General features: G+C 66.8%; 22 protein-coding genes. 14 read left to right on the top strand and 8 right to left on the bottom strand.

Going from position 1 to position 26,632, the window contains the following annotated elements; all coding sequences use genetic code 11:
* The first annotated feature begins 197 nt into the window (after positions 1-197).
* The 6 genes from ACWIGM_RS02110 to ACWIGM_RS02085 all read left to right on the top strand — a co-directional run bounded on the left by ACWIGM_RS02110 (position 198) and on the right by ACWIGM_RS02085 (position 10,347).
* Positions 198-1,181 (top strand): Bug family tripartite tricarboxylate transporter substrate binding protein, encoded by a 984-nt coding sequence (locus ACWIGM_RS02110; RefSeq protein WP_454024275.1) that lies wholly within the window; start codon positions 198-200, stop codon positions 1,179-1,181.
* Between the two features lie 216 nt (positions 1,182-1,397).
* Positions 1,398-1,898 carry a tripartite tricarboxylate transporter TctB family protein gene (locus ACWIGM_RS02105; RefSeq protein WP_454024274.1) on the top strand — a complete coding sequence of 167 codons (501 nt, stop codon included), beginning with the start codon at positions 1,398-1,400 and terminating at the stop codon, positions 1,896-1,898.
* Positions 1,899-1,908: 10 nt separating this feature from the next.
* Positions 1,909-3,438 (top strand): tripartite tricarboxylate transporter permease, encoded by a 1,530-nt coding sequence (locus tag ACWIGM_RS02100; protein ID WP_454024273.1) that lies wholly within the window; start codon positions 1,909-1,911, stop codon positions 3,436-3,438.
* A complete protein-coding gene (locus ACWIGM_RS02095) occupies positions 3,435-6,368 on the top strand; it encodes an FAD-binding and (Fe-S)-binding domain-containing protein (RefSeq protein WP_454024272.1) in 2,934 nt (977 codons plus the stop codon). The genes ACWIGM_RS02100 and ACWIGM_RS02095 overlap by 4 nt, the downstream gene beginning before the upstream one ends.
* 44 nt (positions 6,369-6,412) lie before the next feature.
* Entirely contained in the window at positions 6,413-7,744 is a 1,332-nt protein-coding gene (locus ACWIGM_RS02090) for a YncE family protein (RefSeq protein ID WP_454024271.1), read from the top strand.
* Between the two features lie 116 nt (positions 7,745-7,860).
* Positions 7,861-10,347 carry a DNA translocase FtsK gene (locus ACWIGM_RS02085; RefSeq protein WP_454024270.1) on the top strand — a complete coding sequence of 829 codons (2,487 nt, stop codon included), beginning with the start codon at positions 7,861-7,863 and terminating at the stop codon, positions 10,345-10,347.
* A 10-nt stretch (positions 10,348-10,357) separates the two neighbouring features.
* On the opposite strand, the gene ACWIGM_RS02080 is transcribed toward ACWIGM_RS02085, so the two are convergent.
* Positions 10,358-10,987: a hypothetical protein gene (locus tag ACWIGM_RS02080; protein WP_454024269.1), complete on the bottom strand. Its 630-nt coding sequence runs from the start codon at positions 10,985-10,987 to the stop codon at positions 10,358-10,360.
* Positions 10,988-11,107: 120 nt separating this feature from the next.
* Here ACWIGM_RS02080 and ACWIGM_RS02075 point away from each other — a divergent pair, with 120 nt between their 5' ends.
* Together ACWIGM_RS02075 and ACWIGM_RS02070 are read left to right on the top strand one after the other, a co-directional pair.
* The gene (locus ACWIGM_RS02075) at positions 11,108-11,371 is read left to right on the top strand and encodes a hypothetical protein (RefSeq protein WP_454024268.1); all 264 of its coding nucleotides are present in this window, start codon (positions 11,108-11,110) and stop codon (positions 11,369-11,371) included.
* 11 nt (positions 11,372-11,382) lie between these two features.
* Complete coding sequence (locus ACWIGM_RS02070; protein ID WP_454024267.1) at positions 11,383-11,673, top strand: hypothetical protein; 291 nt, start codon at positions 11,383-11,385, stop codon at positions 11,671-11,673.
* 112 nt (positions 11,674-11,785) lie between these two features.
* Here ACWIGM_RS02070 and ACWIGM_RS02065 read toward each other — a convergent pair whose 3' ends face one another.
* From ACWIGM_RS02065 to ACWIGM_RS02050, 4 genes are all read right to left on the bottom strand, one after another.
* Positions 11,786-13,177, bottom strand: coding sequence for a M20 family metallopeptidase (locus tag ACWIGM_RS02065; protein ID WP_454024266.1), 1,392 nt, complete (start codon positions 13,175-13,177; stop codon positions 11,786-11,788).
* Between the two features lie 23 nt (positions 13,178-13,200).
* Positions 13,201-14,097, bottom strand: coding sequence for an ABC transporter permease (locus tag ACWIGM_RS02060; RefSeq protein WP_454024265.1), 897 nt, complete (start codon positions 14,095-14,097; stop codon positions 13,201-13,203).
* A gap of 1 nt (position 14,098) precedes the next feature.
* The gene (locus tag ACWIGM_RS02055; protein ID WP_454024264.1) at positions 14,099-15,016 is read right to left on the bottom strand and encodes an ABC transporter permease; all 918 of its coding nucleotides are present in this window, start codon (positions 15,014-15,016) and stop codon (positions 14,099-14,101) included.
* Positions 15,017-15,112: 96 nt separating this feature from the next.
* Positions 15,113-16,639, bottom strand: a complete 1,527-nt coding sequence (locus ACWIGM_RS02050; protein WP_454024263.1) for an ABC transporter substrate-binding protein — start codon at positions 16,637-16,639, stop codon at positions 15,113-15,115.
* 159 nt (positions 16,640-16,798) lie between these two features.
* On the opposite strand from ACWIGM_RS02050, the gene ACWIGM_RS02045 reads away from it, so the two are divergent.
* Together ACWIGM_RS02045 and ACWIGM_RS02040 are read left to right on the top strand one after the other, a co-directional pair.
* Positions 16,799-17,749 carry a LysR family transcriptional regulator gene (locus tag ACWIGM_RS02045; RefSeq protein ID WP_454024262.1) on the top strand — a complete coding sequence of 317 codons (951 nt, stop codon included), beginning with the start codon at positions 16,799-16,801 and terminating at the stop codon, positions 17,747-17,749.
* Positions 17,746-19,191 carry an SNF2-related protein gene (locus ACWIGM_RS02040; protein WP_454024261.1) on the top strand — a complete coding sequence of 482 codons (1,446 nt, stop codon included), beginning with the start codon at positions 17,746-17,748 and terminating at the stop codon, positions 19,189-19,191. The genes ACWIGM_RS02045 and ACWIGM_RS02040 overlap by 4 nt, the downstream gene beginning before the upstream one ends.
* Before the next feature lie 10 nt (positions 19,192-19,201).
* Here the strand turns inward: ACWIGM_RS02040 and ACWIGM_RS02035 are convergent, their stop codons facing one another.
* On the bottom strand, positions 19,202-19,384 hold the full coding sequence (locus tag ACWIGM_RS02035; protein WP_454024260.1) for a hypothetical protein: 183 nt from the start codon (positions 19,382-19,384) through the stop codon (positions 19,202-19,204).
* 124 nt (positions 19,385-19,508) lie between these two features.
* Here ACWIGM_RS02035 and ACWIGM_RS02030 point away from each other — a divergent pair, with 124 nt between their 5' ends.
* The gene (locus tag ACWIGM_RS02030) at positions 19,509-20,270 is read left to right on the top strand and encodes an SDR family NAD(P)-dependent oxidoreductase (protein ID WP_454024259.1); all 762 of its coding nucleotides are present in this window, start codon (positions 19,509-19,511) and stop codon (positions 20,268-20,270) included.
* 56 nt (positions 20,271-20,326) lie between these two features.
* Positions 20,327-20,725, top strand: a complete 399-nt coding sequence (locus ACWIGM_RS02025; RefSeq protein WP_454024258.1) for a VOC family protein — start codon at positions 20,327-20,329, stop codon at positions 20,723-20,725.
* Here the strand turns inward: ACWIGM_RS02025 and puuE are convergent.
* Together puuE and uraH are read right to left on the bottom strand one after the other, a co-directional pair.
* Entirely contained in the window at positions 20,722-22,146 is a 1,425-nt protein-coding gene (gene puuE / locus ACWIGM_RS02020) for an allantoinase PuuE (RefSeq protein WP_454024257.1), read from the bottom strand. The genes ACWIGM_RS02025 and puuE overlap by 4 nt on opposite strands.
* A 68-nt stretch (positions 22,147-22,214) precedes the next feature.
* Positions 22,215-22,568, bottom strand: a complete 354-nt coding sequence (uraH, locus tag ACWIGM_RS02015; RefSeq protein ID WP_454024256.1) for a hydroxyisourate hydrolase — start codon at positions 22,566-22,568, stop codon at positions 22,215-22,217.
* 166 nt (positions 22,569-22,734) lie between these two features.
* On the opposite strand from uraH, the gene ACWIGM_RS02010 reads away from it, so the two are divergent.
* Together ACWIGM_RS02010 and ACWIGM_RS02005 are read left to right on the top strand one after the other, a co-directional pair.
* Positions 22,735-23,967 carry a urate hydroxylase PuuD gene (locus ACWIGM_RS02010; RefSeq protein WP_454025431.1) on the top strand — a complete coding sequence of 411 codons (1,233 nt, stop codon included), beginning with the start codon at positions 22,735-22,737 and terminating at the stop codon, positions 23,965-23,967.
* Positions 23,968-24,246: 279 nt separating this feature from the next.
* Positions 24,247-26,622, top strand: coding sequence for a hypothetical protein (locus tag ACWIGM_RS02005; RefSeq protein WP_454024255.1), 2,376 nt, complete (start codon positions 24,247-24,249; stop codon positions 26,620-26,622).
* The last annotated feature ends 10 nt before the right edge of the window (positions 26,623-26,632 follow it).

Below are 26,632 nucleotides of genomic sequence, written 5' to 3'. Positions count from 1 at the left end.
GGGCTTGACCCGAGAATCTCGGAAGCCAGTTACTCCTGGCCCTGAGATTCTGGAGTCTGCGCCGCGCTGCGTCCGAGAATAGCGGTCGTGATCGTCGTCAAATATTGCATTTTCATTTTTTGGATTGAATGCAAAATTTTTTGATCTAAGGTCCCTCCACCGCGCCGTCAGAGCGCAATCATCGGGAGGGTGCGATCATGAAGCAGCAATGGCTGGCCGCGACCGCGATTCTGGCCGCCGGCATCGGGCAGGCGGGCGCCTGGGAGCCGACGAAGCCGATCGAGATCGTGGTGCCGTTCTCGGCGGGCGGCGCGTCCGACCAGATGGCGCGGACGATCCAGGGCATCATCCAGAAGCAGCAGTTCACCAAGCAGCCGATCATCGTTGTCAACAAGCCGGCCGCCGGCGGCGCCGAGGGCATGCTCGACATCCAGAAATCGGCCGGTGACGCGCACAAGCTGATCACCACCTCGAGCGGTATCTTCATGACGCCGATGGCGACCAAGCTGGCGCTGAACTGGACCGACTACACCCCGGTCGCGATGCTGGCGCAGGATTCCTTCCTGCTCTGGGTCAACGCCAAGGCGCCCTACAAGAACGCCGGCGACCTGATGACGGCAGCCAAGAGCGCCAATCCGCCGATGAAGATCGGCGGCACCTCCTCCAAGCGCGAGGACAACCTGCTCGTCTTCGCCATGGAGAAGCAGGGCGGCACCAAGTTCGCCTATATCCCCTACACCTCCGGCGGTCAGGCCTCGACGCAATTGTCGGGTGGGCATGTCGAGGCCACCACCAACAACCCGGCCGAGGATCTCGCCAACTGGCGTGGCGGCGCCACGCGCCCACTCTGTGTCTTCGCCGAGCAGAAGATGGCCTATACCGAGAAGGTGGCGGACGGGCAGTCCTGGGCCGACATCCCGACCTGCGCCTCGCAGGGGCTGAATGTCAGCTACCAGATGCTGCGCGGCATGTTCATGCCCGGCAAGGTCAGCAAGGAACAGCAGGCCTTCTATGTCGACCTGTTCAAGAAGGTCTCCGAGACGCCGGAATGGAAGGACTATCTCGCCCGCAATGCGCTGGCGGCGGACTACCGCGACGGCGAAGCCTTCGTCTCCTTCCTGAAGGCGGACGAGGCGAAGCACGAGAAGCTGATGACCGAAGCCGGCTTCATGGCGAAGTGAGGCCGGGGCAGTAGCGCAGTCATTCCGGGACTTGGCGCAGCCAAGGGCCCGGAATCCAGAACCGATACGGTCGTGATGATCGTGGTTCGGTCGATGCGCTTCTTCTGTCGCGGCATCGGTTCTGGGTTCCGGGCTCGGCCCTTCGGGCCGCCCCGGAATGACGCCAGCAGCGCCGCTCGTGCGGCTTGTCCGGGATGACATGGGACGGGACGGATTATGTCGAACCCTAGCGAAATCGAAACACCCGAACCCGGCATCTCGCGCCGCCCGGTCGAGATCGCCACGGCGCTGCTGCTGATCGGGCTCGCCGGCATCGTGCTCTACGACTCGCACGGTCGTGGCGCCGGCTGGGATGGCGGCCCGCAGAACGGCTTCTTCCCGGCCCGTGTCGGCTGGATCTTCCTCGCCGCCTCGCTCTTCATCCTCTGGCAGTCCTTCCGCCGCCCGGACGGGATCTTCGTCACCTACGAGCAATTGCACCAGGTCGTCCGGGTGCTGGGGCCGCTCATCCTGTTCGTGGCGCTGATCCAGCTGCTCGGGCTCTATGTCGCCTCGGCTGTTTTCATCATCGCCTTCATGGCGGTGGTTGGCACTTCGCGCTGGTGGTCGATCGGGCTGACGGCGCTGCTCGTGCCGGTCGTTTGCTTCTGGGTCTTCGAATTGCAGTTCCGCGTGCCCCTGCCGAAGGGCCCGCTGGAAGCGGCGCTCGGCTACTGAAGGACGACAGATGGACGATCTCGCCTCGCTCATCGCCGGCTTCCAGGTCGCGCTCTCCTGGCACAATATCGGCTTCATGGCGGTCGGGGTCATCCTCGGCATCATCGTCGGGGTGCTGCCGGGCCTGGGAGGACCGAACGGCGTCGCGATCCTGTTGCCGCTGACCTTCGGCATGGACCCGACCTCGGCGATCATCCTGCTCTCGTCGATCTATTGGGGCGCGCTGTTCGGCGGCGCGATCACCTCGATCCTGTTCAACATCCCGGGCGAAGCCTGGTCGGTTGCGACCACTTTCGACGGCTACCCGATGGCGGTGCAGGGCAAGGCGGCGGAAGCGCTGACGGCGGCCTTCACCGCCTCCTTCATCGGCGCGCTCTCCGGCGTTGTGCTGATCACCTTCGTCGCGCCGCTCGTCGCCCAGTTCGCGCTGAAATTCGGCCCAGCCGAGTTCTTCGCGGTCTTCCTTCTGACCTTCTGCTCGTTCATCGGCATGGGCCGGGAGAACCGCGCCAAGATCATCGCCTCGCTCTGCATCGGCTTCCTGCTCGCTGCGGTGGGGCTCGATTCGATCTCGGGCGACCTGCGCATGACCTTCGGCTCGACCGAGCTGATGCGCGGCTTCGACTTCCTGATTGTGGTGATCGGCCTGTTCGGTGTCAGCGAGATCCTGCTGACGGTCGAGGAAGGGCTGGTGTTCAAGGGCAAGCAGGCCAAGATCGACCTGATGGTCGTGCTGCGGACCTGGGCCGGCCTGCCACGCTACTGGGCGACATTGCTGCGCTCGGCGATCGTCGGCATGTGGATGGGCGTGACGCCGGGCGGCGCGATTGCCGCCTCCTTCATGGGCTACGGCCTCGCCAAGCGTTTCTCACGCCGCGGCAAGAATTTCGGCAAGGGCGAGATCGAGGGCGTTCTCGCACCGGAGACCGCGGCGCATGCGGCCGGCACCAGCGCGCTCCTGCCGATGCTGGCGCTCGGCATTCCCGGCTCGGCGACGGCGGCGGTGCTGCTCGGCGGCCTCTTGGTCTGGGGCTTGCAGCCTGGGCCGATGCTGTTCGTCGAGCAGAAGAGCTTCGTCTGGGGGCTGATCGCCTCGATGTATCTCGGCAATCTCGCCGGTTTGATCATCGTGCTGGCGACGGTGCCGCTCTTTGCCGCGATCATGCGGATCCCGTTCTCCTTCGTCGCGCCGGTGATCCTGATCGTCTGCGCGATCGGCGCCTATACGATCTCGAACTCGATCTTCGACATCTGGCTGATGCTGATCTTTGGGATCGTCGGCTATGTCTTCAAGAAGCTCGATTACCCGCTCGCGCCGATGATCCTGGCGCTGGTGCTGGGTGACCGGGCCGAGGACGCCTTCCGCCAGGCGCTGCTCGGCTCGGGAGGCTCGCTCGGCATCTTCTGGGCGAACGGGCTGGTCGCGACGCTCGTCGTCCTTGCCTTTCTGCTGCTATGCTGGGGGCCGGCCGGCGATGCGATTGCCGCACTGCGCGGACGCGGCCGGCAAGATCCAGAGACCGGAGAGGCCACCAGATGACGCAGGCCGCGCTGCCGCGCCCGCATAGCCGCAATCTCGGCTTCGAACGGAAATTGTCGCAGGCGCTGGAAGGAGAGGTGCGTTTCGACGCCTTCACCCGCGGGCGCTACGCCACCGACGCTTCGATCTATCAGATCGTCCCGCAGGGCGTCGCCTTCCCGAAGAGCGAGGCCGATATCGCAGCGGCGCTGACGATCGCCGCAGAGCACGGCGTGCCGGTGATCGCGAGGGGCGGCGGCACCTCGCAGAACGGCCAGCCGATCGGCGATGCGCTGATCCTCGACATGAGCCGGCATTTCAACGGGATCCGCGATTATGACCCGGTTGCGCGCACGGTTTCGGTCGCGCCCGGCATCGTGCTCGAAGCGCTCAATACGCATGTGAAGAAGGACGGCCTGTTCTTCCCGGTCGAGCCCTCGACGGCGAGCCGCTGCACAATCGGCGGCATGGTCGGCAACAACTCCTCCGGCGCGCGCTCGCTGCGCTACGGCAAGACGGTCGACAATGTCATCGGCCTGAAGGCGATGTTCCATGACGGCGAGCCCTTCGCGCTCGGCGAAGGGCCGGTCGGCGACAACGCCTCGCCGCGGGCGCGGGCGCTGATGGGGCAGATGCTGGGCCTGGCCGACCGGCATCGCGACGAGATCGAGGCGATCTTCCCGAAGGTGCAAAGGCGCGTCGGCGGCTATAATCTCGACGAGCTGATCGTGCCGCGGCCGAACCTGTCGCATCTGCTGGTCGGTTCGGAGGGCACGCTGGCGCTGACGACGCAGGCGACGCTGCAGCTCTCGACCCTGCCGCAGCACCGCGTCATGGGCGTCTGCCATTTCCCGAATTTCCGCGCCGCGATGGAGACGACGCAGCACATCGTTGCGCTCGGGCCGGTCGCGGTCGAGCTCGTCGACAACAACGTCCTGGTCTTGGGCGCTGACATCCCGCTCTTCGTGCGCACGCTCGCCGACATCACCAAGGGCAAGCCCAACTGCCTGCTGCTGGTCGAATTCGCCGGCGACGACCTCGAAGCGCTGAAGCGCGACCTGAAGCGGCTCGACCAATGCATGGCCGATCACGGCTTCCCTGACGCGGTGGTCGAGGTGATCGAGCCCAGCCGGCAGAAGCCGGTCTGGGAGGTGCGCGAGGCCTGCCTCAACATCATGATGTCGATGAAGGGCGACGGGAAGCCGGTCTCCTTCATCGAGGACTGTGCCGTCCCGCTCGAGCACCTCGCCGACTATACCGACGCGGTCACCGCCCTGTTCGAGCGCCATGGCACGCGCGGCACCTGGTATGCGCACGCTTCGGTCGGCTGCCTGCATGTCCGCCCGATCCTCAACATGAAGACCGAAGCCGGCGTGAGGGCGATGCGCGGCATCGCCGAGGAGGCCTGCGAGCTGGTGCGCCGCTTCAAGGGCTCGTTCTCGGGCGAGCATGGCGACGGCATCTCGCGCTCGGATTTCGTCGAGCCGATGTTCGGGGGGCCGCTTACCCGCGCCTTCGAGGCGGTCAAGGACGGCTTCGACCCCGGCAACCATCTCAACCCCGGCAAGATCGTCCGCCCATATCATATGGACGACCGCAGCCTGATGCGCTTCCCGCCCGGTTACGCGACGCCGGTGCCGGTGGAGACGGCGCTCGACTGGTCCGACTGGGGCGGCCTCGGCGGCGCGGTCGAGATGTGCAACAACAACGGCACCTGCCGGAAGATGGCCGGCGGCACGATGTGCCCGTCCTGGCGCGCGACGCGCGAAGAGCAGCATCTCACCCGCGGGCGAGCCAATACGCTGCGCCTCGCCATCTCCGGCCAGCTTGGCGAAGACGCCTTCACCTCGCCGGAGATGAAGGAGACGCTCGATCTCTGCGTCTCCTGCAAGGGCTGCAAGCGCGACTGCCCGACCGGCGTCGACATGGCCCGGATGAAGGTCGAGTTCCTGCATCACTACCACGCGAAGCATGGCCTGCCGCTGAAGGAGCGGCTGATCGCCTTCCTGCCGCGCTATGCACCGTTCGCGGCAAAACTCGCGCCGCTGATGAATTTGCGCGACCGCATCCCGCTGCTGGCCAGGCTCAGCGAACGCTGGCTCGGCTTCTCGGCGCGGCGCTCGCTGCCGGTCTGGCGCAAGCCCTGGCGCGAGGCGGCTGCGCCGTCGAGCCCGTCGGCCGTGCGGGGCGATGGCCGCGACATCGTGCTCTTCGGCGACACCTTCAACCGCTATTTCGAGCGCGAGAACCTCGAGGCGGCCGAGCGCGTGCTCAAGGCCGGCGGCTACCGCCTGCATCGCGTCGAAGCCGCGGGGGGAGGGCGGCCGCTTTGCTGCGGGCGCACTTTCCTCTCGGCCGGGCTGGTGGACGAGGCCCGCGCCGAGGCGCGCCGCACGCTCGATGCGCTCACCCCCTTCGTCGCGAAGGGAGCGCGCATCGTCGGGCTCGAACCGTCCTGCCTGATGAGCTTCCGTGACGAGTTTTCGGCACTGCTGCCGAAGGGCGAGGTCGAGCCTCTGGCCAAGGCGGCGCTGCTGGTCGAGGAACTGCTCGCCGCTGACATAGCCGCGGGCAGGACCAGCCTGCCATTGCAGGACCAGGGCGGGCGCATTGCGCACCTCCACGGTCACTGCCACCAGAAGGCCTTCGATGCGATGGGCGCGGTCGAGAAGACTTTGCGGGCCGTGCCGGGGCTTGAGGTCAGGCCGATCGAATCGAGCTGCTGCGGCATGTCCGGCGCCTTCGGCTACGGCGCCGCGACGGTCGACGTCTCGCTCGCCATGGGCGAGCTCTCGCTGCTGCCGGCAGTGCGCAAGGCTGCGGCCGGCGATCTCGTCGTCGCCGATGGCACCAGCTGCCGCCACCAGATCCATGATGGCGCCGGCCGTGAGGCCGTGCATGTCGTCAGGGTGCTGGACGGCGCGCTGAAGGAGCACAGCCCAGCGACATAGCGAACGACGACCCCGGACAACGGGACAACCGAGGGAGGACGATCATGCTACGGACGACGCTTCTCGGCACTTTGGCGCTCTGCGCGATCGGAGGCGCACACCAGGCCATGGCGAAAGACTATTTCCTCGCGAGCGGACGCTGGGACAATGTCGTCCTGGTCATCGATCTCGAAAAGGCGATCGACCCGGCCAATGACGGCACGCCAAAGGCGGTGGTCAATCGCTTGCGCGTCACCCCGGACATCCAGGTCGACGGCAAGACCGTGATTTCGAGCGGCCAGCCGATCTCGATCGCGATCGCACCGGACCAGCGCCGCGCCTATGTCGTCAATCATTCCGGCCGGACCGCGCCGGAAGCTGCGGCCGCTTTCCAGCATGGTCATGCCGGCACGGTGACGGTGGTCGACCTCAAGAAGGCGCTCGATCCGGCCAGCAACGGCACGCTTGGCGCGGTCGAGGGCTATATCGAGACCGGCGGCTTCGGCCCGACCGGCTTTGCCATCGCCGCCGATGGCAAGCACGCGGTGCTCGCCCATGCCGAGCAGGAAGGCGACGAGGATGGCGGGCGTCATCTCAGCGTCGTCGATCTCTCGACCAACAAGGTGATCCGCAAGGTCGAGCAGGCCTATGGCAAGCCCGGCTTCCCCTGTCCGCCCAATCCGGTGCCGCATCGTGCGCCGGATCCGAAATTCGGCTGCTTCCCCGACACCAACGGCGTCACCATCAGCCCGCTCGGCGGCGGCACGATCTTCGGCGCCAATGGCGGCACCGACGACATCACGGTGATGAGCCTGCAAAAGGCGATCGCCGGCGAGAGCGGGGCAGAGCTGGCGCGCATCCCGGTCCAGGCCGGCGGCTTCGGCATCTCGACCAGCCCGGACGGCAAGCTCGTGGCCCATGCCTCGCGCGAGAACGCGCAGACCGACACGCCCGGCAATACCGTCAGCATCGTCGATGTCGAAAAAGCGCTGGCTGAGCCCGGCAAGGGGGAGGTGGCGCGCGTCCTCGTCGGGACCGATGACGAGAAGACGCCGACGCGGCCTTTCGTGGCGGCCTTCCTGCCGGACGGCAAGCGCATCCTCTCGACCCAGTTCCGCTCGAACAACATCGACATCATCGATGTCGCCAAGGCGCTCGCCGGCCAGCCTGCGACGATCAAGCGCGTCGAATTGAAGACGCCGGGCGGCGAACCGTCGCGACCGCGCGGCATCGCAATCACGCCGGATGGGAAATATGCGGCGATTACCGGCGCACCCAAGGGAAAACCCAACTCCAGCGTCGTCTGGATCGTCGATCTGGCGAGCTATGAGGTGAAGGGCCGCGTCACCGAAATCGGCAATGAGAGCTATATGATCGGCGCCTTCCAGGCCGATTGAGAGCGCAGGCGCAGGCCACGATCCACAGGCAAGCGTGGGACGAATTCAGGGGGCGTTAACCCTCCACGGCTACCTCTCGATACCCTGTCGAGTGAGTGTCGGGCCTGCGTCAATCCATGCGTCGAATCCATCGCAATCTCCAGACGAGCAGCGCCTCTCCTGCCGCGCGGATCTCGGATCAACTCGCTGATTTCGCTGACATTCCTCAGCCAGCTTCGGACGATCGCCGCGCTGGCGTAGCACCAGGTGCGCCGGGGCTCGTTCGCTACGGGCGCACCCCCGACAAAGTCCGCCGGCAGGAGGTCGAGCGGGTTGTCGTCGACGTGGCGGTCCCGCTGCCCGAGCCCGAGCCGGAAGCGCCCGTCGATCCCGGCCGCGTCCGCTATTGGCGCACTCCACAGCGCATGCTGCAGCAGGTCTGGGGTGGCGGGTCGCCCGAGGCGCCGGCGCCCGAGCTTATGCCGCAGGTCGAGGCCGAGATGATCGGGGAGGGTGAGGATGCGCTGATGGCGCAGGACCTCGATTCGCCGCTGCCGGAGGAGACCCCGGCTGAGGCGGTGATGACCCCGTTCGCCTTCCTCTCCGATGCCGCCTTCTGGGAGTTCATCCCTGACGCGGAGCAGGAGGACGACACCGCGTTCGAGAGCGCGCCGCCGATCCTTGCAACGAGGGCGCCGCTGGCGACGACCCGTCCGATCGCGCCGGTAGCGGTCGCCGAGCCGGTGCGTCCTGCGCCCGCTCCGGTTTCAGCTGCCGCGCCAGTGACCATGACCTTCGGCTGGACACAGCCTTATCGTTTCGAGCTGAGCCTGACGCCGCCGGCACTACAGCTCGTCGCACCGGCTCCCGTACCTGCCGCTCGGGCTCCCGCGCCGAAGGCACAGGCTCTGGCGCCGCGCCGCAGGATCATGGGGCAGCTCGCCCCCGCCGCGGCCCCGGCCGCTGCGCCTGCGCCGAAGATGACCGAGCCGGAAATCGCGCCGGCGACCGTGCAGCCGAAGGTCTCGGTCGTGCCCGCAGCACCGAAGCTGCGCGCGGCCATGCCGATGCCCAAGCCGATCGCGTCGATGGGCTTCGAATTGCCGCCGATCGAGTTCCTGGCCGAGCCGCCGCAGATCGCGGCAACGATCCCGATCGAGCTGATCCAGCAGAATTCCGGCCTGCTCGAAGGGATTCTGGAGGATTTCAACGTCCGTGGCGAGGTGGTTCAGGCCTGCCCCGGCCCGGTCGTCACTCTCTACGAGCTCGAGCCTGCTCCTGGGACCAAGAGCTCGCGGGTGATCTCTCTCGCCGACGACATTGCGCGGTCGATGAGTGCAGTGTCGGCGCGTGTCGCGGTGGTGCAGGGCAAGAACGCCATCGGCATCGAACTGCCCAACGCCAAGCGCGAGACCGTCTTCCTGCGCGAGCTTCTGGCCTCCCAGGACTTCGAGGGCACCAAGCACAAGCTTGCCCTCTGCCTCGGCAAGACCATCGGCGGCGAGCCGGTGATCGCCGATCTGGCCCGCATGCCCCACCTTCTGGTGGCGGGCACCACCGGCTCGGGCAAGTCGGTCGCGATCAACACCATGATCCTGTCGATCCTCTACCGGCTGAAGCCGGAGGAGTGCCGGCTGATCATGGTCGATCCCAAGATGCTCGAGCTCTCCGTCTATGACGGCATCCCGCATCTGCTCACCCCCGTCGTCACCGATCCGAAGAAGGCGGTGGTCGCGCTGAAATGGGCGGTGCGCGAGATGGAGGAGCGCTACAAGAAGATGTCGAAGCTCGGTGTGCGCAACATCGACGGGTTTAATTTGCGAGTGGCGGAGGCGGCCGCGGCAGGAGAGGTCATCACCCGCACGGTCCAGACCGGCTTCGACAAGCATTCGGGCGAGGCGATCTACGAGGAGGAGGCGATGGACCTGTCGCCTCTGCCCTATATCGTCGTGATCGTCGACGAGATGGCCGACCTGATGATGGTCGCCGGCAAGGAGATCGAGGGCACGATCCAGCGCCTGGCCCAGATGGCGAGAGCCGCCGGCATCCATGTCGTGCTGGCGACGCAGCGGCCTTCGGTCGACGTGATCACCGGCACGATCAAGGCGAACTTCCCGACGCGGATCTCCTTCCAGGTCACCAGCAAGATCGACTCGCGCACCATCCTCGGCGAGATGGGCGCCGAGCAGCTGCTCGGCCAGGGCGACATGCTCTACATGGCCGGTGGCGGGCGGATCACCCGCGTGCACGGCCCGTTCGTCTCGGACGCCGAGGTCGAGAAGGTCGTCGCGCATCTGAAGACGCAGGGGCGGCCGGACTATCTCGACGCGGTCACCGCCGAGGAGGAGGCCGGCGGAGCCGAGGACGAGGACGGCGCGGTCTTCGACAAGAGCGCGATGGGCCAGGCCGAGAGCGACGACCCCTACGAGCAGGCGGTGGCGGTGGTGCTGCGCGACAAGAAGGCCTCGACCTCCTACATCCAGCGCCGCCTGCAGATCGGCTACAACCGCGCCGCCTCGATCATGGAGCGGATGGAGAACGAGGGCATCGTCGGACCCGCCAACCACGCCGGCAAACGCGAGATCCTCGTCGAGACCGGAAGGGCACGCGAAGACGAGGAGTGAGCCGGGAGGCTCAGTCCGGCCAGGACAGCAGGATCTCGTAAGCCGTCGGTTTGACGAGGCGCATATCGGGGTTCGCCGAGGAGAACTCCTTGTCGCCGGAGAGCCGGTCGAGCGCCTTCGCGTCGGCGCCCTTGGGATAGCCGAAGCGGATCGTCAGCCTGCAGCCGCCGAAAGCCTTGGCGAGCTTGCCGCCCTGCCAGTCGGCGGCGGTGCCGGAATAGTCCCAGTCGAAGCCGAGGATGCTGAAGGGCTTGCCATTGGCGGCTTCGACTGCGGTCAGTGCGCTGCCGATAGCGAGGCGCTCACCAGCCGGCCCTGAGACCGCCCAGGCCGAGCCCTCGCGGACATAGATCGTGCTTGGCCCGCGGCGCTTCTTGCCGTCACGCCAGATCAGCTCGAGCCGGCGCTTCCTGTCCTTCGGGAAGAGGATGGCGCCGGAGGCCTTCTCGCCCTCGCCGATCTCGATCCGGGCGCGCTGGACGTTTGCCGCGCCAAAGGTCTTGATCAGGGCCGCCTCGTCGGCGTCGCGAGCGAAGGGGCCGGTGCAGGCGAGCAGGTCGGCCGTCTGCGCCTGAGACGGGCTCGCCGCGGCGATCAGGGCAAGAGCGGCGAACCCGGCCATTGAAGCGCTGATCTGCATCGACGAATCCGATCTGCTGACGTGAGCACCGGTGCCTACTTCAGCCATTGCGGCGGTCTGAGGCCGGACCGAACCTTTGTGGCGCGCAGGCGTTTCCTCGGAGATTAAGAGGATGACGCGATGACAGCTACTCACCAGGCCGGAGGACCGCCGGGCGGGGTACCGACCAGCCCGCCGCCGCCGCCGGAACTGCCACCGATGAACCCGGGCGAGGTCTCGCCGGCGCCGCCGATCGAGAACCCGCCGGACAACGAGCCGAACGGCATCCCGAACGATCCGCCGCCGGAATTGCCGCCGAACGCGCCGCCCGAAGGCCCGCCAGCGACGCCGATCGACCTGCCGCCGGCGCGCGACCCGCGCGAGCCGCAGGAGCGCAGTCAGTAGGAGAGCGCATCATGGATGACGATCTCGCTGGCATGACACCGGAGCAATTGATCGTGGAGGTCAAGCGCCTGCGCGCCGGCATCCGCGAACATCGCGATTCATCCGGGCATGACCTGTGCTGGCATCACCCGCAGCTCTGGGGATTGCTGCCGGAGCAGGTCGAGCCGGAGATCGCGGTGCCGCCCTGGCCGAAATTCCTGCGCGGCTGTCTGCGCTATCGCGAGAGTCTGGAACGGCAGCGTCCGGACGCTGCCGTGTTCGATCGTGAGTATGGTGATCAACCACCCCGGCAGGCGAGGTGAATCCTCTCCCGTCATGGTCGGGCTTGTCCAACCATCCATGTCTTCCTTCGTGAAATGCGGTGTTCAAGACGTGGGTGCTCGGCGCAAGGCCGAGCATGACGGTTGAGCAACCTCAAAGCGCCGGGCGGTCGCTCTCGCCGAGATCCCAGTAGAGTCCGGCCATCAGCCCGAGCGCTTCGCGCGGGATCGCGACGGGGACATGCTCGTTCGGCGCATGCTGCGAGCAGCCGGGATAGGAGTGCGGCACCCAGATCGTGCGCATGCCGACGATATCGGCGAAGATGTCGTTGGGCAGGCCACCGCCGAGATTGGGCAGAAGCGCCGGCTTCTTGCCGGTGCTCTTCTGGAGCGAGGCCAGCGCCCATTCGACCCATGGATCATCGGGATCGAGCCGGGTCGCGTTGAAGACCGCATCGCGCGCCTTGGTGATCTCGACCATGCCGAAACCATGGCGATCGAAATGGCGGCGCAGGGCCGGCATGACATCGTCCGGATCGATACCGACGACGAAGCGGAGCGCACAGCGCGCCCAGGCGCTTGGCGGCACGGCGTTGACCGGGGTTTCCGGCACGCCGGACTTCATCGCCAGCACGTCGAAGGAGCACCAGCCAAAAACCTGCTCGGCCGGCGACAGACCAGGCTCGCCCCATTCGCGATCGATGGTCGGGCCATCGGGTCCGCCGTCGATCTCGCAATCGGCCAGCGCCTTGCGCACGGCCGCCGGCAATTCCTTCGGCACCCATTCATGGATGCGGATCTGGCCGGTGGGCGAGGTGATCGAGGCGATGGCGTGGGCGAGCTGGATCGCCGGGTCGGAGAGGATGCCGCCCCAGTTGCCGGAATGGTGGCCGCCCTCGCGGGCGTTGATGGTCAAGTCGAAGGTGACGCCGCCGCGGGCGCCCAAGAAGATGGTCGGGCGTTCGGCATTGAGGCGCGGCCCGTCGGAGGCGATCAGCACGTCCGACTTGAACAGCTCCTTTTGCTCGGTGCAGAGCTCGCGCAGGCCGGGCGAGCCGCATTCCTCGCCCATCTCGATCAGGTATTTGACGTTGAAGCCGAGCGTGCCGCCGCGCGTCTCGAGCACGGATTTCAGCGCGCTGATGTTGATCAGATGCTGGCCCTTGTTGTCGACGACGCCGCGGCCATACCAGCGATCGCCACGCTCGGTGAGGGTCCAGGGCGAGAGCCCTTCCGCCCATTGCGCGTCGAGGCCGCGGATGACGTCGCCATGGCCGTAGCCGAAGATGGTCGGCAGGCCTTCGGCCTCGATGCGCTGAGCAAAGAGGAAGGGGCCCTTGGCCTTGGGATGGTTCAGCGTCCGGCAGGAGAAGCCGAGGCTCTCCAGCAGTGGCTGCATCTCCTTCTCCAGATACTCGGTGAGCACCGGGGCGCGCTCGGGATTCTGGCTCTCGGTCGGCATGGCGATCAGCCGCGACAGGTCGCTCTTGAAGCTGCCGGTATCGAAATAGTCGAGCGCATGGGCGATCGCCTTGGCGCGGGTCATGGTGGTCACTCCGTCAAAAAGGATCAGTTGCGCTTTTCGGGCGAGATCACGTCGCGCAGGCCGTCGCCGGCGAGATTGATCGCGAAGATCAGCAAGGCGAGTGCCGTGCCGGGCAAAGCGATCAGCCAGAACGAGAAGAACATGTAGGCCTTGGCCTCCGAGACCATCAGGCCCCAGGAGGGCAGCGGCGGCTGCACGCCGAGGCCGAGGAAGGAGAGCGCGGCTTCGAGCAGGATGGCGCTCGCCGCTTCCAGCGTCGCCACCACGATCAGATGCGGGGCGATGTTGGGCAGGACCTCGCGCAGGATGATGCGGGTCGTGCTGGCACCGGAAGCCTGCGCCGCCGTGATGTAGTCGAGCGAGCGAACCTGCTGCGTCGCGCTGCGCATCACCACGGCGAAACGGTCCCATTTCAGCAGGCCGAGCACCAGGATGACGATCCAGAGCGAGGAGCCGATGATGGCGACCACGGCGAGCGCCACCAGGATCACCGGCATGGCGAGGCGGGTGGTGACCATGAAGGTCACGGCCATGTCGATGCGGCCGCCGAAATAGCCGGCGAGTAGGCCCATGGTCGTGCCGATCAATCCGGCGATGGCGACGACGCTGATGCCGATGATCAGCGAGATGCGGGCGCCGTAGAGCAGGCGCGAGAGATAGTCGCGCCCGAGCGGGTCGGTGCCGAGCGGGTGGATCCAGTTGCCCTTGTCGTACCAGAACGGCGGGACGTTCCGCGCCGTCAGGTTCTGCAGATAGGGATCATGCGGCGCCAGCACAGGAGCGAGCAGCGCCAGCACGATGAACAGCACCAATAGGCCGAAGCCGAACAGGAACGACTTCTGGGCCAGCGCCCGGCGCAGCAGGCGGCGCCCGCCGGTGACGTCGCTGGCCGTGAGGGGGAGGGAGGTCGCGTCGCTCATGTCAGGATACCCGGATGCGCGGATCGAGCCAGGCATTGGCGATGTCGGCCAGCAGCGTCAGCAGGACGTAGACGACCGAGAGCAGCAGGACGATGACCTGCATGACCGGGAAATCCTTGTAGGTGATGCTCTGATAGGCGAGGTAGCCGAGGCCATCGAGCGCGAAGATCGTCTCGATCACCACCGAGCCGCCGAGCAGGAAGCCGAGCTGCACTGCCGTCAGCGCCACGACCGGCACTGCGGCGTTGCGCAGCGCATGGGTGATGACGACGGCATGGGAGGAGAGTCCCTTGGCGCGAGCGGTGCGGATGTAATCGGCCGAGAGCACCTCGATCATGCCGGCGCGGATCAGGCGCATGAAGGCCGGCGCCGTGTAGTAGCCGAGCGCGATCGTCGGCATGACGTAGTGCAGCCAGGTCCCCGAGCCGGAAACCGGCAACCAGCGCAGCGTGATCGAGAACAGCATCACCAGGATCAGCGCGAAGAAGAAGTTCGGCATCGCCTGGCCGAAGACGGCGATGGCGAGCGCCAGCCGGTCGATCCAGCTGTTGGCGTAGATTGCCGCGAGCACGCCGACCGGGATCGAGATCGCCAGCGCGAAGGCGAGCGAGGAGACACCGAGGATCAGCGTCACCGGCAGCTTGGCGAAGACCAGCGTGGCGACGTCGGTCTTGAAATAGATCGAGGTGCCGAAATCGCCGGAGAGCGTCTTCAGCAGCCAGTCGAGATACTGGACGACGAGCGGCCGATCGAGCCCGTAGGTCTTGCGGATGACGTCGAGATCGGCCTGCTGCGCGCCCTCGCCGGCGATCGCGACCGCGATGTCGCCGGAAAGGCGCAGCAGGAAGAAGGCGATGGCCGAGACCGCGAGCGCGACGAGCAGCGCCAGGCCTAGCCGTTTGACGATGAAGCCGAGCACCGGGGCTTCCTTCAGTTCTGGATTCTAAGAGGTCGTCCCGGATCGGCGCCGGTGGTGCGGCTTGTCCGGGATGACCATTCGGAGAAGGAGGAAGGCTTACTTCCAGCCCATCTCCCAGAAGCGGACGAGCTCGTCCGGATAGGCCTTGAAGTTCAGGTCCTTGTTGGCGACGTAGTAGACCGGCAGCGAATAGAGCGGCACGGCATAGGCCTTGTCGGCGATGATCTTCAGGCCGGCCTTGTAGGCCTCCTTGCGCACAGCCGGATCGACCGAGTTGTTGCCCTTCTCCAGGAGGTCGCGGACCTGCGCATCGCGGGTGATGTCCTCGCTGCGGAAGGCGAAGTAGTTCGGCGTCGCGGCCGAGACGTCGTTCACCGAGAACGAGCCCCAGGTCTGGTGCGTCAGCATCGCCTTGTTCGTGGCGATCTGCTCGCGCATCGCGGCGTATTGCAGGAAGCGCAGATTGGTCTTGATGCCGACGGCCTGGAGATAGCCGATCAGCGCCTCGGTCTGGTTGCGTTCCCGATAGGCGACGATGTCCATGGTCAGGCTGGGATGGCCGGCTTCCGCCAGCAGCGCCTTGGCCTTGGCCGGATCATAGGGATAGCGCGCCGCGCCCTCGTCGGTGCAGCCGAACTGCGAGGGGAAGCAGATCGTGTTGATGACGCGCGAGCCGGTGCCGACGATGTTCTTGACCATCGCCTCGCGGTCGATGGCATGGATGATCGCCTTGCGCACGCGCTCATCCCTGAGAGCGGGGGCGGGCGTGCCGTCGAGGATGTTCATCTGCATGAAGACGATGCGCATCGTCTCGCCGGAGACGACCTGCAGCGTCGGCACCGTCTGGAGCTGGTCGGCCTGGTCCTTCGGCACGTGCATGATGAGATCAGCGCCGCCCGAGAGCATCTCGGCCATCTGGGTCTGGCGGTCGGGGATGAAGCGGATCTCGAACTTGCCGACCTTGGGCTGCGGCTTCGGTGAATCCTTGAAATAGTCCTTGTTGAGCTCGAGCGTGATCGACTTGCCCGGGACGTAGTTCGTGACCTTGTAGGGGCCCGAGCCGACCGGCTTCTCGTTCTGCCCCTTGGGGCCGACCTTCTCGTAATACTCGTTCGGATGGATCACGACCGGGCCGGCGAGATACTCGATCGCAGCCGGGTAAATCTCCTTGGTGGTCAGCCGGACCTTGTACTTGTCGAGCTTCTCGGCCTTGGCGATCCAGTTGACATTGCCCTGGGTGACGACCTTGTTCTCGGGCTTGGAGATGAAGTTCAGCGTGTAGACGACGTCGTCGGCATCGAACTCTTCGCCATTGTGGAACTTCACGCCTTCGCGCAGCTCGAAGTCGATGGTCTTGTCATCGACCTGCTTCCAGCTCTTGGCGAGCTGGCCCTTGTACTCGTTGGTGGCGGGGTCGCGGTAGATCAGCGTATCCCAGACATTGGCGCCGATGATCACGCCGATGCGGACATTGTTGAAGAACGGATCGACGCTTTCCGGCGCCTGGTCATAGGCGAAGCGGACGGTGTTGGCGGCCTTCTGGGCCAAGACGGGTGTCGCAAAGGCGGTCGCAGCCAAAACGGTCGCGGCCAGGGCCGTGGAGGCCTTGTCGAAGAAGCGCATGTTTTCCCCTCGCAGCATTGTTGCTTGTCTGTTTCGGCGGGCAGCCTCGGGCCACCGTCACGCCGGCGACACAAACTCTGCACAGCTTCGTGCTTGCCGCCATAAGAATGAATCGAAAGGATCGTTGCCGAGACGGCAAGGGGCGGGTACTGCACGCCCATGCAGACTCCGGCCTTGCGGTATTTCCTGGCGGTGGTGCGAACCGGCTCGATCAGCGCCGCGGCGCAGCGCCTGCGCGTTGCCGGGTCTGCGGTCAGCCGCCAGATCGCCAATCTCGAAAAGGAACTGGACGCCGCGCTGTTCGAGCGGCGCTCGCACGGCATGATCCTGACCCAGGCCGGGCAGACGCTGGCAGCCTACGCCCAGCGGCTGGAACTCGAGAGCGAGCAGGTCGTCAGCGAGATCCGCGAATTGCGCGGCGCCAGCAAGGGCCTGATCAGGCTCGGCGTCACCGAGGGCTTCGCGGTCAGCTTCATCCCCGAGGTGATCTTCGCATTTCGCCAGCAGCATCCGGATGTCGCCTTCGACGTCAAGGTGATGTCGCCGCAGGTCGTCACCGAGCATGTCCGGACCGGCACGATCGATCTCGGACTGACCTTCGTGCTGCAGCAGGAGCGCGGCGTCACCATCAACTGGCAATGCGCGGCGCGGACCTATGCCTTCGTCGCGCCGCACCACCCGCTGGCGGCGAAGGAATCGATCAGGATCGAGGATATCTTCGTCCATCCGGTCGCGGTGCTCGACAGCGAGGCGACGGTGCGCAAGATCGTCGACATCTATTTCTCGGCACGCGGGTTGACCGTCGACGCCGTGCTGACCTCGACCAATGTCGCGAGCCTGCGCCATTTCTGCAAACTCGGTGGTGCCGTGATGTTTGCGAGCTCGATCTCGTTCGGCGCCTCGATCCGTGATGGCTCGGTGGTGGCGCTGCCGTTGAAGGATGGCGACCTGCCGCCGCGCAGCCTGCAGATCCAGAGCATGTCGGGCCGGGCACTGCCCAAGGTGGTGACCAATTTCATGGGGGCGCTGATCGAGGAGCTGCAGCAGGCCGATACGCTCGCGACCATGGCGACCGAGCGAGCTGCGGTTCCGGAGGCCCGGCAGGCATGAGTGTTCTGGCGAGGGCGGATGCGCCCGAGATCATGGTGCCGCATCCGCATCAGCTCGTCGCGCGTGACGCGATCCTGGTGGCGCGTGCCGCCGGCAAGCCGGGTTTCCTGCTCGGCGACCTCACGGGGCTCGGCAAGACGCTGTCGGCCTGGCTCGCCATCTCGGCGATGCCGGAGCAGGAGGTGCTGGTGATCTGCCCGAAGGGGGCGATCCCGCAATGGCGGCGCACCATCGCCCATGCCGGGCTGCCGGCGAAGAAGCTTACTTTGATGAATTTCGAGCGGACCAAGTCGCTGCTCGCGCCGCCGCCGGCCAGCAGCAAACGCTCGACCCGGGCGAAGAACAATGAACTCGCCAAGCACGGCACGCCCAAGCGCACCTGGCCGCTGGTCGTGATCGATGAGGCCCACCGTATCCGCAACCCGAACTCGCAGCAGGGACTGGTCTGCCGGCAGATGGCGGCTGCGTCGCAGTTCACGATCTATATGAGCGCGACGGCCGGGCAGGCGCCGCACGAGCTGTCCTATCTCGCGCGCCTGCTGGCCGATGCGACGGGTGCGCCCGGCGGCGATCTCGACGGCTTCCGGGCTCTGATGAAGCGGTTGAAGATCGGCAGGGCCAAGGGGCGCTGGAAGAACTGGAGCTGGGAGCCGAACGAGAGCGACCGCAAGGTGATGGCGGATCTGCTCTATCGCGGCGCCAACGCCATCGGCCTGCGCCGTCGTCCCGAGGAGATCGCCGGCTGGCCGGAGGTGCAGCGCGAGCTTGCCCCCGTCGCGCTCGATGCCGCCGAGCGCAAGCTCTACGACGCGACCTGGCGCGAATTCCGGCGTGAGCTCGGCCTCGCCGGGGGCTCGACCCGCAAACCTGCTGGCTGGGCTGCCGACCTGCGCTTTCGCCAGAAGGCGAGCCTCTTGCGCACCGCCGGCACGGCCGAGTTCTGCCAGGACCTGCTGGAGAATGACGAGCAGGTCGCGATCTCCGTGGCATTCCTTGAAACTGGCGCGATGCTGGCCGAGAAGCTCTCGGGCAGGGGCTGGCGCGTCGGCTCGATCACCGGAGAGCATTCCGGCGAGGCCAATGAGGCGACGCGCATCGCCTTCCAGACCGGCAAGCTCGACGCTGTCGTCTTCACCGTGACCGAGTCGATCTCGCTGCATCGGGCCGAGATGCCGGGCGGCGAGCGTGAGCGGGCGCTGGTCGTCCATGATCTGCGCCACAGCGCGATCCAGCTGCAGCAGATCGAGGGCCGCTGCCATCGCGACGGCCAGCACGCGACGATCTTCTACGCCTATGCCGAGGACACGGTGGAAGAGACGGTCGCCGCGACCGTGCTCGCTCGCATGGCGGCGATGGAAGGCTTGGCCGGCGACGAGACGGCGCTGCTCGACGCCATCGCCGGAGAGGTCGAGCGGGCAGCGCTGGCGCGGGAGGCGGCGTGAGGCTCGCCGATCAATTCATCTGCGAGCGCGGCTGTTCGTCCGGCGTGCGCTCGCCGACGCGCTTGGCCTGATCGACGACGCGCTCGGTCGCGCCGACCGCCTTGTACCAGAGGTCGCGCGTATACGCCCCCTGATGGACGATGGCGTCGCAGCCGATCGCGATGACCGCGATCACCAAGAGAATGCGAAACATGGGTATCCCCCGTCCGAATGGTCCTCGGCAGGGAACGCCCGGGCGGGGGGCGGGGTTCCGATGCGGCGAGGTTGACCGCTGCCGCGTGGCATTGTCCCCTCCCGCCGGCAGGGAGGCGCACCGGATGTTCGACGATCTCAAGGGCAAGCGGGTTCTGGTGACGGGCGCCTCCTCAGGGCTCGGCGCGCATTTCGCCCGGCTGCTCGCGGGCAAGGGCGCTCTGGTCGCCGCCGCGGCGCGGCGGACCGAGCGGCTTCAGGAATTGGCCCGCGAGTGTGAGGGGCTGCCCGGCAGGGTCGTGCCGCTCGCGCTCGATGTGAGTGCGGTCGCGGCGATCGAGGCAGGCGTCGCCGAGGCTGCCAAGCTGCTCGGTGGACTCGATGTGCTCGTCAACAATGCCGGCGTCGGCGAGACGGAAGCGGCGCTTTCGGTCAGCGAGGCGCAATGGGACAGCCAGCTCGACGTCAATCTGAAGGGCTGTTTCTTCGCGGCGCAGGCGGCGGCGAAGGTCATGGCCGAACAGGATGGCGGCGGGGCGATCGTCAACATCGCCTCGATCCTGGGCGAGCGTGTCGCAGGACGGGTCGCGCCCTATGCGATCTCCAAGGCGGGGCTGATCCAGATGACTAAGGCGCTGGCGCTGGAATGGGCAAGACATGCGATCAGGGTCAATGCGCTGGCGCCGGGCTATATCGTCACCGACATCAATCGCGAGTTCTTCGCCAGCGATGCCGGCGAGGCGCTGAAGAAGCGCATCCCGATGCGCCGGGCCGGCGAACTCGACGATCTTGACGGGCCGCTGCTGCTGCTCTGCTCGGATGCCGGGCGCTACATGACCGGGGCGGTGGTCGCGGTCGATGGCGGGCATCTGGTCAGCGGGCTGTAGGCGGCCGGAACGGCCGGCGCTTCGCCACGTTGGCTTTGCGACATCAGGAGGACGCCATGCACAAGCCTAAAGGGCACAACGCCGTCTCGCCCTATCTCCTCGTCGCCGATGCCGAACAGGCGCTCGCCTTCGCCAAGGCGGTGTTCGGAGTTGATCCCAGCTTCATCGCCCGGCGCGAGGATGGCGGGATCATGCATGCCGAGTTCAGGATCGACGATTCGATCGTGATGTTGGGGCAGACCCCGGGCGGGCCGGAATGTCATGTCCATGTCTATGTCGCCGATCCCGACGCGCTGATCGAGAAGGCGCTGGCCGCCGGCGGCACGCTGATCCAGGCGGCGGAAGAGAAGGGCGACGGCGATCGCCGCGGCGGGGTCAAGGACCCGGCCGGGACGAGTTGGTGGCTGGCGCGCATGGTCGATCCGGCAGGGCGGACGAAGACGAACGTGCTTTAGGGGGCCGGCAGGAGATCGCGCAGCCTGATCAGCGCGATCTTCTCGACCTCAGCGAGCGCGGTCGCGAATTCCTGCTCCGGCGTGCTCTTCAATCGTTCTTCGAACGAGGCGAGGATATCGGCCTTGGTCAGCCCTTTGACCGCGAGGATGAAGGGAATGCCGAAACGGGCCTTGTAGGCTTCGTTCAGCGCGGTGAAGCGGGCGCGCTCGTCGCTGGTGAGATGATCGAGCCCGGCCGAGCCCTGCTCGTTGGCGGATTCCGGCGTCAGCTCGCCGGCCGCGGCGATCTTGCCGGCGAGGTCGGGATGGGCGTCGAGCAGGGCCTTCTGCCGCGCGCGCGGGGCCTTGCGCATGACCGCGACCATCGCGGCGTGCAGGCCTTCAGCGCTGTCCTGCGCCGCCGAGAGCCCCACGGCATGGGCCTCCCCGGCAATCCAGGGCGAGTGCTCCCAGACGCGGCCATAGACCTCGGTGAACAGCGCCTGCGGCAGCCGCGAGGGGCGATAGCCGCCCTCGGGCGGATGCGTTTTCACCCAATGGCGGGCGATGTCGAGCCGGGTCGCGACCCAGACCCTGTCATGGCTCTGGACATAGTCGAGGAAGCGGGCGAGCGCGGCAGCGCGGCCGGGCCGGCCAATGAGGCGGCAATGCAGGCCGACCGACATCATCTTCGGGGCGGTCTCGCCCTCGGCATAAAGCGTGTCGAACGAATCCTTGAGATAGGCGAAGAACTGGTCGCCGCTGTTGAAGCCCTGCGGCGTCGCAAAGCGCATGTCGTTGGCGTCGAGCGTATAGGGCACGGCAAGCTGCGGGCCGTGCGGCCCCTTCAGCCAATAGGGCAGTTCGTCGGCATAGACGTCGGCGGTGTAGAGGAAGCCGCCTTCTTCCATCGTGAGCGGAATGGTGTTGACCGAGGTGCGGCCCTGATAGCAGCCGAGCGGACGCTCGCCGGCGAGCTCGCTCTGGATACGGATCGCCTCGGCGATGTGCTCGCGCTCGAGCTCAGCCGGGGCGTCGCGGTAGTCGATCCATTTCAGGCCGTGGGTCGCGATCTCCCAGCCAGCCTCCTGCATCGACGAGACGATCTCGGGATAGCGCTGCAGCGCCGAGGCGACGGCGAAGACCGTGACCGGCAGGTTGCGCTGCGTGAACATGCGCCAGAGCCGCCAATAGCCGGCGCGCGAGCCGTATTCGTAGATCGATTCCATGTTCATGTGGCGCTGGCCGGGCCAGGGCGCGGCGCCGACGATCTCGGAAAGGAAGGCCTCCGAGGCGGCGTCGCCATGCAGGATGTTGTTCTCGCCGCCTTCCTCGTAATTCACCACGAACTGCACGGCGATACGGGCCTCGCCCGGCCAGTGTGGATGCGGCGGGTTGCGGCCATAGCCGACGAGGTCGCGCGGGTAGGGGGAGGCGTTCATCGATCGATTCAAGTCCATGCGAGCGTGATTCAAGCGCGGCTGATAAGCCGTTGGCGACAGATCCGTTTTCAGCTGCCGCGATAGGTCGAGTAGCTCCAGGGCGAGGCGAGGAGGGGTACGTGATAGTGCCCGTCCGGCTCTGCGATGGCGAAGCGGATCGGGACGAGGTCGAGGAAGGCGGGCTCGGGCAGCTTCGTTCCGAGATGGCGGAAATAGTCGCCGATCGCGAAGGTCAGTTCATAGTTGCCGACCAGCAGCCTGCCGCTGAGCAGGGGCGCATCGGTGCGGCCATCGGCGTTGGTCACCACGTCGGCGATCCGGCTGCGGCTGCCGTCGGGCAGCAGCGCGTCGAGCGCGATCGCGACGCCGGCAGCCGGCCTGCCGTTGACCGTGTCGAGCACATGCGTCGACAGACGCCCCATGCCTGATCCTTTCCCGTTTGCTGTGTTCGCCGAGCTGAATGCCGCTTGCCTTCCAAGGCTGCGAACCTAGTCTGGAATCCGATGCAAGTTCCCTCCCGGATTCCGCCCTGTCAATTCGCGAGCACGCGGCTCTTCATGGAGCCTACGGGTGCTTGAGGCCTATCTGATGGAGTGGGGCAGCCAGCTCCTGCGCTGGCTGCATGTGATCGCGGCGATCGCCTGGATCGGCTCGTCCTTCTTCTTCATCCATCTCGATGCCTCGCTCAGGGCCGCACCCGATGCGCCGAAGACCGAATCCGGCCAGCCGACGCAGTTCCTCGCCTGGCAGGTCCATGGCGGCGGCTTCTATGCGATGCGCAAATATCTGGTCGCGCCGGAGGTGCTGCCGAAGGAGCTGACCTGGCACAAATGGCAGGCCTACTGGACCTGGATCTCCGGCTTCTTCCTGCTGGTCTGGGTCTATTACGCCCAGTCGGAGCTCTACCTGATCGATCCGGCGGTGATGGCGCTCTCGCCCTTCGCTGCGGGCGCGATCGGCATCGCGGCATTGGCCGGCGGCTGGCTGTTTTATGACCTGCTCTGCAAGTCGCCGCTCGGCAAGAACGACGTCGTGCTCGGCCTGCTCGGCTTCGGCTATGTGGTCGCCGCGAGCTGGGCCTTCGCCTCGGTCTTCTCCGGGCGCGGCGCGCTGATCCATACCGGCGCGCTGATGGCGACGATCATGTCGGCCAACGTCTTCTTCGTGATCATGCCGGGCCAGCGCAAGACCATCGCGGCGATGGTCGCCGGCGAGGTACCCGATCCGAAATACGGCAAGCAGGCCAAGCAGCGCTCGCTGCACAACAACTACATCACCTTGCCGGTGCTGTTCCTGATGCTGGCGAACCATTACCCGGTGACATACGCCAATTCGGCGGTGATCCCGGCTCTGGTGGCGCTGATCATCGTCGCCGGCGCGCTGATCCGGCACTTCTACAATGTCCGCCATGCCGATCACGCGAAGTCGCCCTGGTGGACCTGGGCGGTGGCGGCTCTCGCGCTCTGGCTCGCCTTCTGGGTGGCGATGGCGTCCTCGCCCGGCGGGCGCGAGCGGCTCGGCCTGAAGCCGCTCGAATCAGCGAAGCCCGTGATGCTCGCCGGTCTCGTCGCGCCTTCGCCGGAGGTCGCGAACATCGTCACCGGGCGCTGCGCCATGTGCCATGCGCCGGAGCCGTCCTGGCCTGGCATCGGCATCGCACCGAAGGGCGTCTATCTGCACGAACCCGAGCTGATCGCCCGCCAGCGCCGCGCCATCGGCGTGCAGGCGGTGCTGACCCATGCCATGCCGCCGAACAACCTCTCCGGCATGACCGCGGACGAGCGGCGCGTGCTCGCCGCCTGGGTGGCGCAGAAGCGCTGAGGCCGCGCTTCGGCGCGACATGGTGACGCTGCGAAGCCACAGCCAGGCGCCTGATCCACAGCGTTCAGTTTCATTCAGTTTTGGTTCACCTCGGAACCTTCATCGTCGACCGTGATCACATCGGCGTGATCGGCGCGTGATCATACGCGGCCGGGAGCGCCAGGGGCCTTGGGGGTCCAGTTGAAAGCGGTTTGGAGATCGGGCTCCAGCTACTGGCTGGCGGCCACACTGTTCTGTTGCGCCTGGGTGGCGCTGTGCTGGCCCTGGCTGTCGGGGGCGGTGACAATTCCGTTCGACGCCAAGGCGCATTTCCAGGCGCAGATCCAGTTCCTGGCGCAGGCGCTGCACTCCGGCCAGTCGCCGTTCTGGACGCATAACGTCTTCGCCGGCTCGCCCCAGGTCGCCGACCCGCAATCGCTGATCTTCTCGCCGGCGATCCTGCTGGCGCTGTTCAACCCGTCGCCGAGCTTCCGCGCAGTCGATGCCTATGTGCTGGCGCATCTGCTGGTCGGCGGCCTCGCCATGCTGATGTTCTTCCGCGACCGCAACTGGCATCCGGCCGGTGCGCTGCTGGCGGCGCTGGTCTTCGCCTTCGGCGCCTCGGCCGCCTGGCGCGTCCAGCATGTCGGCCAGATCGCGAGCTTCGCCTTCTTCGGGCTTTCCTTCTGGCTGACGGCGCGAATGCTGCAGCGCGCCTCGCTCCGCTATGGACTGCTCGCCGGCTTCGCCGCTGGCATGATGGTGCTCGAGCCCGACCAGGTCGCGCTGCTCGGCGCCTATATCCTGATCGGCATGGTGGTGGCCTACTGGCTCTCCGAAGGCTGGACGGGTTTGCGCGAAAGTCTCGCGCCGATCGCCGCTGCCTGCTTCGCCGGCATCGTCACGATCGCCGTACCGCTGCTCTGGACCTGGCTCTTCGCCGAAGCGACGACACGGCCGGCGATCGATCTCGTCGAAGCCGGCAGGGGCTCGCTGCACCCGGCCTCGCTATTGACCGCCTTCGTCGGCGACCTGTTCGGCGTGCGCGATCCAGCGACCGAGTTCTGGGGCCCCTACAGCCCGGACTGGAACGCCAAGGAGCTCTTCCTCTCCAAGAACATGGGGCAGGTCTATCTCGGTGCGCTGCCATTCCTGCTGCTGATCGTGCCCGGGCTGACGCGCGGCTGGCTCTGGGACAAGGCGATCCGGCCCTTCACCATCCTGTTCGTGTTGATGGTGCTGTTCGCGCTCGGCCGCTACACGCCCTTCTTCCATTTGGCCTATGACTATCTGCCGGGCGTCAAGGTGTTCCGGCGGCCGGCCGATGCGACCTTCCTCATCGGTGGGCTCGGCGCCGTGCTTGCGGGCTATCTGCTGCATCGTATCCTCAGCGAAGAGAAGCCGGCTGCGATCTGGCGCGATCTCGGATTCGGGGCCGGCGCGATTGCCCTCCTGATCGGTCTTGCCCTGCTGGTGGCGCGCCAGGCCGGGCACCTTGGCCAGGCCTGGCTCCCGAGTGCCACGGCCGCAGCCTGGTTCACGAGCGCGCTCCTGCTTCTCGTCGTGCTGACGCGCTGGCGCGGCGCCGCGGCGCCGCTCGCTGCGAGCCTGATCGTCACCGGCGTCGTCGCGGCCGACCTTGCCGCCAATAACGGCCCGAACGAAGCCACGGCGCTGGCGCCGGAGGTCTACGACGTGCTGCGGCCGGAGACCAAGAACGAGACCGTCGCCGTGCTGAAGAAGCTCACCGTGCAGCCGCCGGAGTCGCCGCGGCGCGACCGGGTCGAGCTGCTCGGCATGGGTTTCGAATGGCCCAATGCCGGCATGATCCACGGCTTCGATCATACGCTGGGCTATAACCCGCTGCGACTCGCCGATTTCTCGGATGCGGTCGGCACGCGCGATTCGATCGCGGCGCCGAGCGAGCGGGTGTTCACGCCGCTGTTCCCGTCCTATCGCTGCCGCCTCGCCGACTTCCTCGGCCTGCGCTACATCGCGACGCGGGTGCCGATCGGCCAGGTCGACCGCACCTTGCGCGACGGCGACCTCAAGCTCGTCGCCTATACCAAGGACGGCTACATCTACGAGAACCCGCGGGCGCTGCCGCGCGTGATGTTCGTCGGCGGCTGGCAGCTCGCCGATTTCGAGGGGATGAAGTCGGCCGGTAAGTGGCCGGAAGCCGACCCCCAGCGCGTCGTCCTGCTCGAGCAGGAGCCGGAGCCCGGCGTGCCGGAAGGGCCGGTCGCGGCCAATGCCGAGGTCAAGCTCAAGCGCTACCGCAACACGGTGGTCGAGATCGAGGTCACGACCGCGCAGCCCGGCTTCGTCGTGCTGAACGACATCTGGCATCCCTGGTGGCGGGCCGAGCTCGACGGCCAGGAGGCCGAGATCCTCAAGGCCAACGTTCTGTTCAGGGCCGTGCAGGTTCCGGCCGGCACGCACAAGATCCGCTTCAGCTTCCACCCGCTCGATGGCGCGATCGCCGAATTGCGCGACCGCGTGACGCCGCCGGAGGAAGAGGGCGTGGTCGCCGAGGCGCCGACGCATAGCGGCCCGTCCGGCTCGCCGGCGACGCGGATCCAGCCGGTGCCGCCAGAGCCGGTCGCGCGCCCGGCGCACGACATGGCCGCGCACGACATGCTGCCGCCCTCGTCGGCGATGTCGGTGCTGCGGTAGGGGCAGGCGC

The sequence above is a fragment of the Allobosea sp. NPDC055332 genome (assembly GCF_053645455.1).
Note: the sequence above shows the minus strand (reverse complement) of the source record. Positions and strands in the feature narration are given on the sequence as shown.

Coding starts and splice junctions, on each gene's coding strand:
- ACWIGM_RS02045 (WP_454024262.1), top strand. CDS start 16,799: ATGCAGACTCCGGCCTTGCGGTATTTCCTGGCGGTGGTGCGAACCGGC.
- puuE (WP_454024257.1), bottom strand. CDS start 22,146: ATGAACGCCTCCCCCTACCCGCGCGACCTCGTCGGCTATGGCCGCAAC.
- ACWIGM_RS02080 (WP_454024269.1), bottom strand. CDS start 10,987: ATGCAGATCAGCGCTTCAATGGCCGGGTTCGCCGCTCTTGCCCTGATC.
- ACWIGM_RS02100 (WP_454024273.1), top strand. CDS start 1,909: ATGGACGATCTCGCCTCGCTCATCGCCGGCTTCCAGGTCGCGCTCTCC.
- ACWIGM_RS02030 (WP_454024259.1), top strand. CDS start 19,509: ATGTTCGACGATCTCAAGGGCAAGCGGGTTCTGGTGACGGGCGCCTCC.
- ACWIGM_RS02110 (WP_454024275.1), top strand. CDS start 198: ATGAAGCAGCAATGGCTGGCCGCGACCGCGATTCTGGCCGCCGGCATC.
- ACWIGM_RS02010 (WP_454025431.1), top strand. CDS start 22,735: ATGGAGTGGGGCAGCCAGCTCCTGCGCTGGCTGCATGTGATCGCGGCG.
- ACWIGM_RS02050 (WP_454024263.1), bottom strand. CDS start 16,639: ATGCGCTTCTTCGACAAGGCCTCCACGGCCCTGGCCGCGACCGTTTTG.
- ACWIGM_RS02095 (WP_454024272.1), top strand. CDS start 3,435: ATGACGCAGGCCGCGCTGCCGCGCCCGCATAGCCGCAATCTCGGCTTC.
- ACWIGM_RS02040 (WP_454024261.1), top strand. CDS start 17,746: ATGAGTGTTCTGGCGAGGGCGGATGCGCCCGAGATCATGGTGCCGCAT.
- ACWIGM_RS02065 (WP_454024266.1), bottom strand. CDS start 13,177: ATGACCCGCGCCAAGGCGATCGCCCATGCGCTCGACTATTTCGATACC.
- ACWIGM_RS02075 (WP_454024268.1), top strand. CDS start 11,108: ATGACAGCTACTCACCAGGCCGGAGGACCGCCGGGCGGGGTACCGACC.
- ACWIGM_RS02085 (WP_454024270.1), top strand. CDS start 7,861: ATGCGTCGAATCCATCGCAATCTCCAGACGAGCAGCGCCTCTCCTGCC.
- ACWIGM_RS02060 (WP_454024265.1), bottom strand. CDS start 14,097: ATGAGCGACGCGACCTCCCTCCCCCTCACGGCCAGCGACGTCACCGGC.
- ACWIGM_RS02025 (WP_454024258.1), top strand. CDS start 20,327: ATGCACAAGCCTAAAGGGCACAACGCCGTCTCGCCCTATCTCCTCGTC.
- ACWIGM_RS02105 (WP_454024274.1), top strand. CDS start 1,398: ATGTCGAACCCTAGCGAAATCGAAACACCCGAACCCGGCATCTCGCGC.
- ACWIGM_RS02070 (WP_454024267.1), top strand. CDS start 11,383: ATGGATGACGATCTCGCTGGCATGACACCGGAGCAATTGATCGTGGAG.
- ACWIGM_RS02090 (WP_454024271.1), top strand. CDS start 6,413: ATGCTACGGACGACGCTTCTCGGCACTTTGGCGCTCTGCGCGATCGGA.
- uraH (WP_454024256.1), bottom strand. CDS start 22,568: ATGGGGCGTCTGTCGACGCATGTGCTCGACACGGTCAACGGCAGGCCG.
- ACWIGM_RS02035 (WP_454024260.1), bottom strand. CDS start 19,384: ATGTTTCGCATTCTCTTGGTGATCGCGGTCATCGCGATCGGCTGCGAC.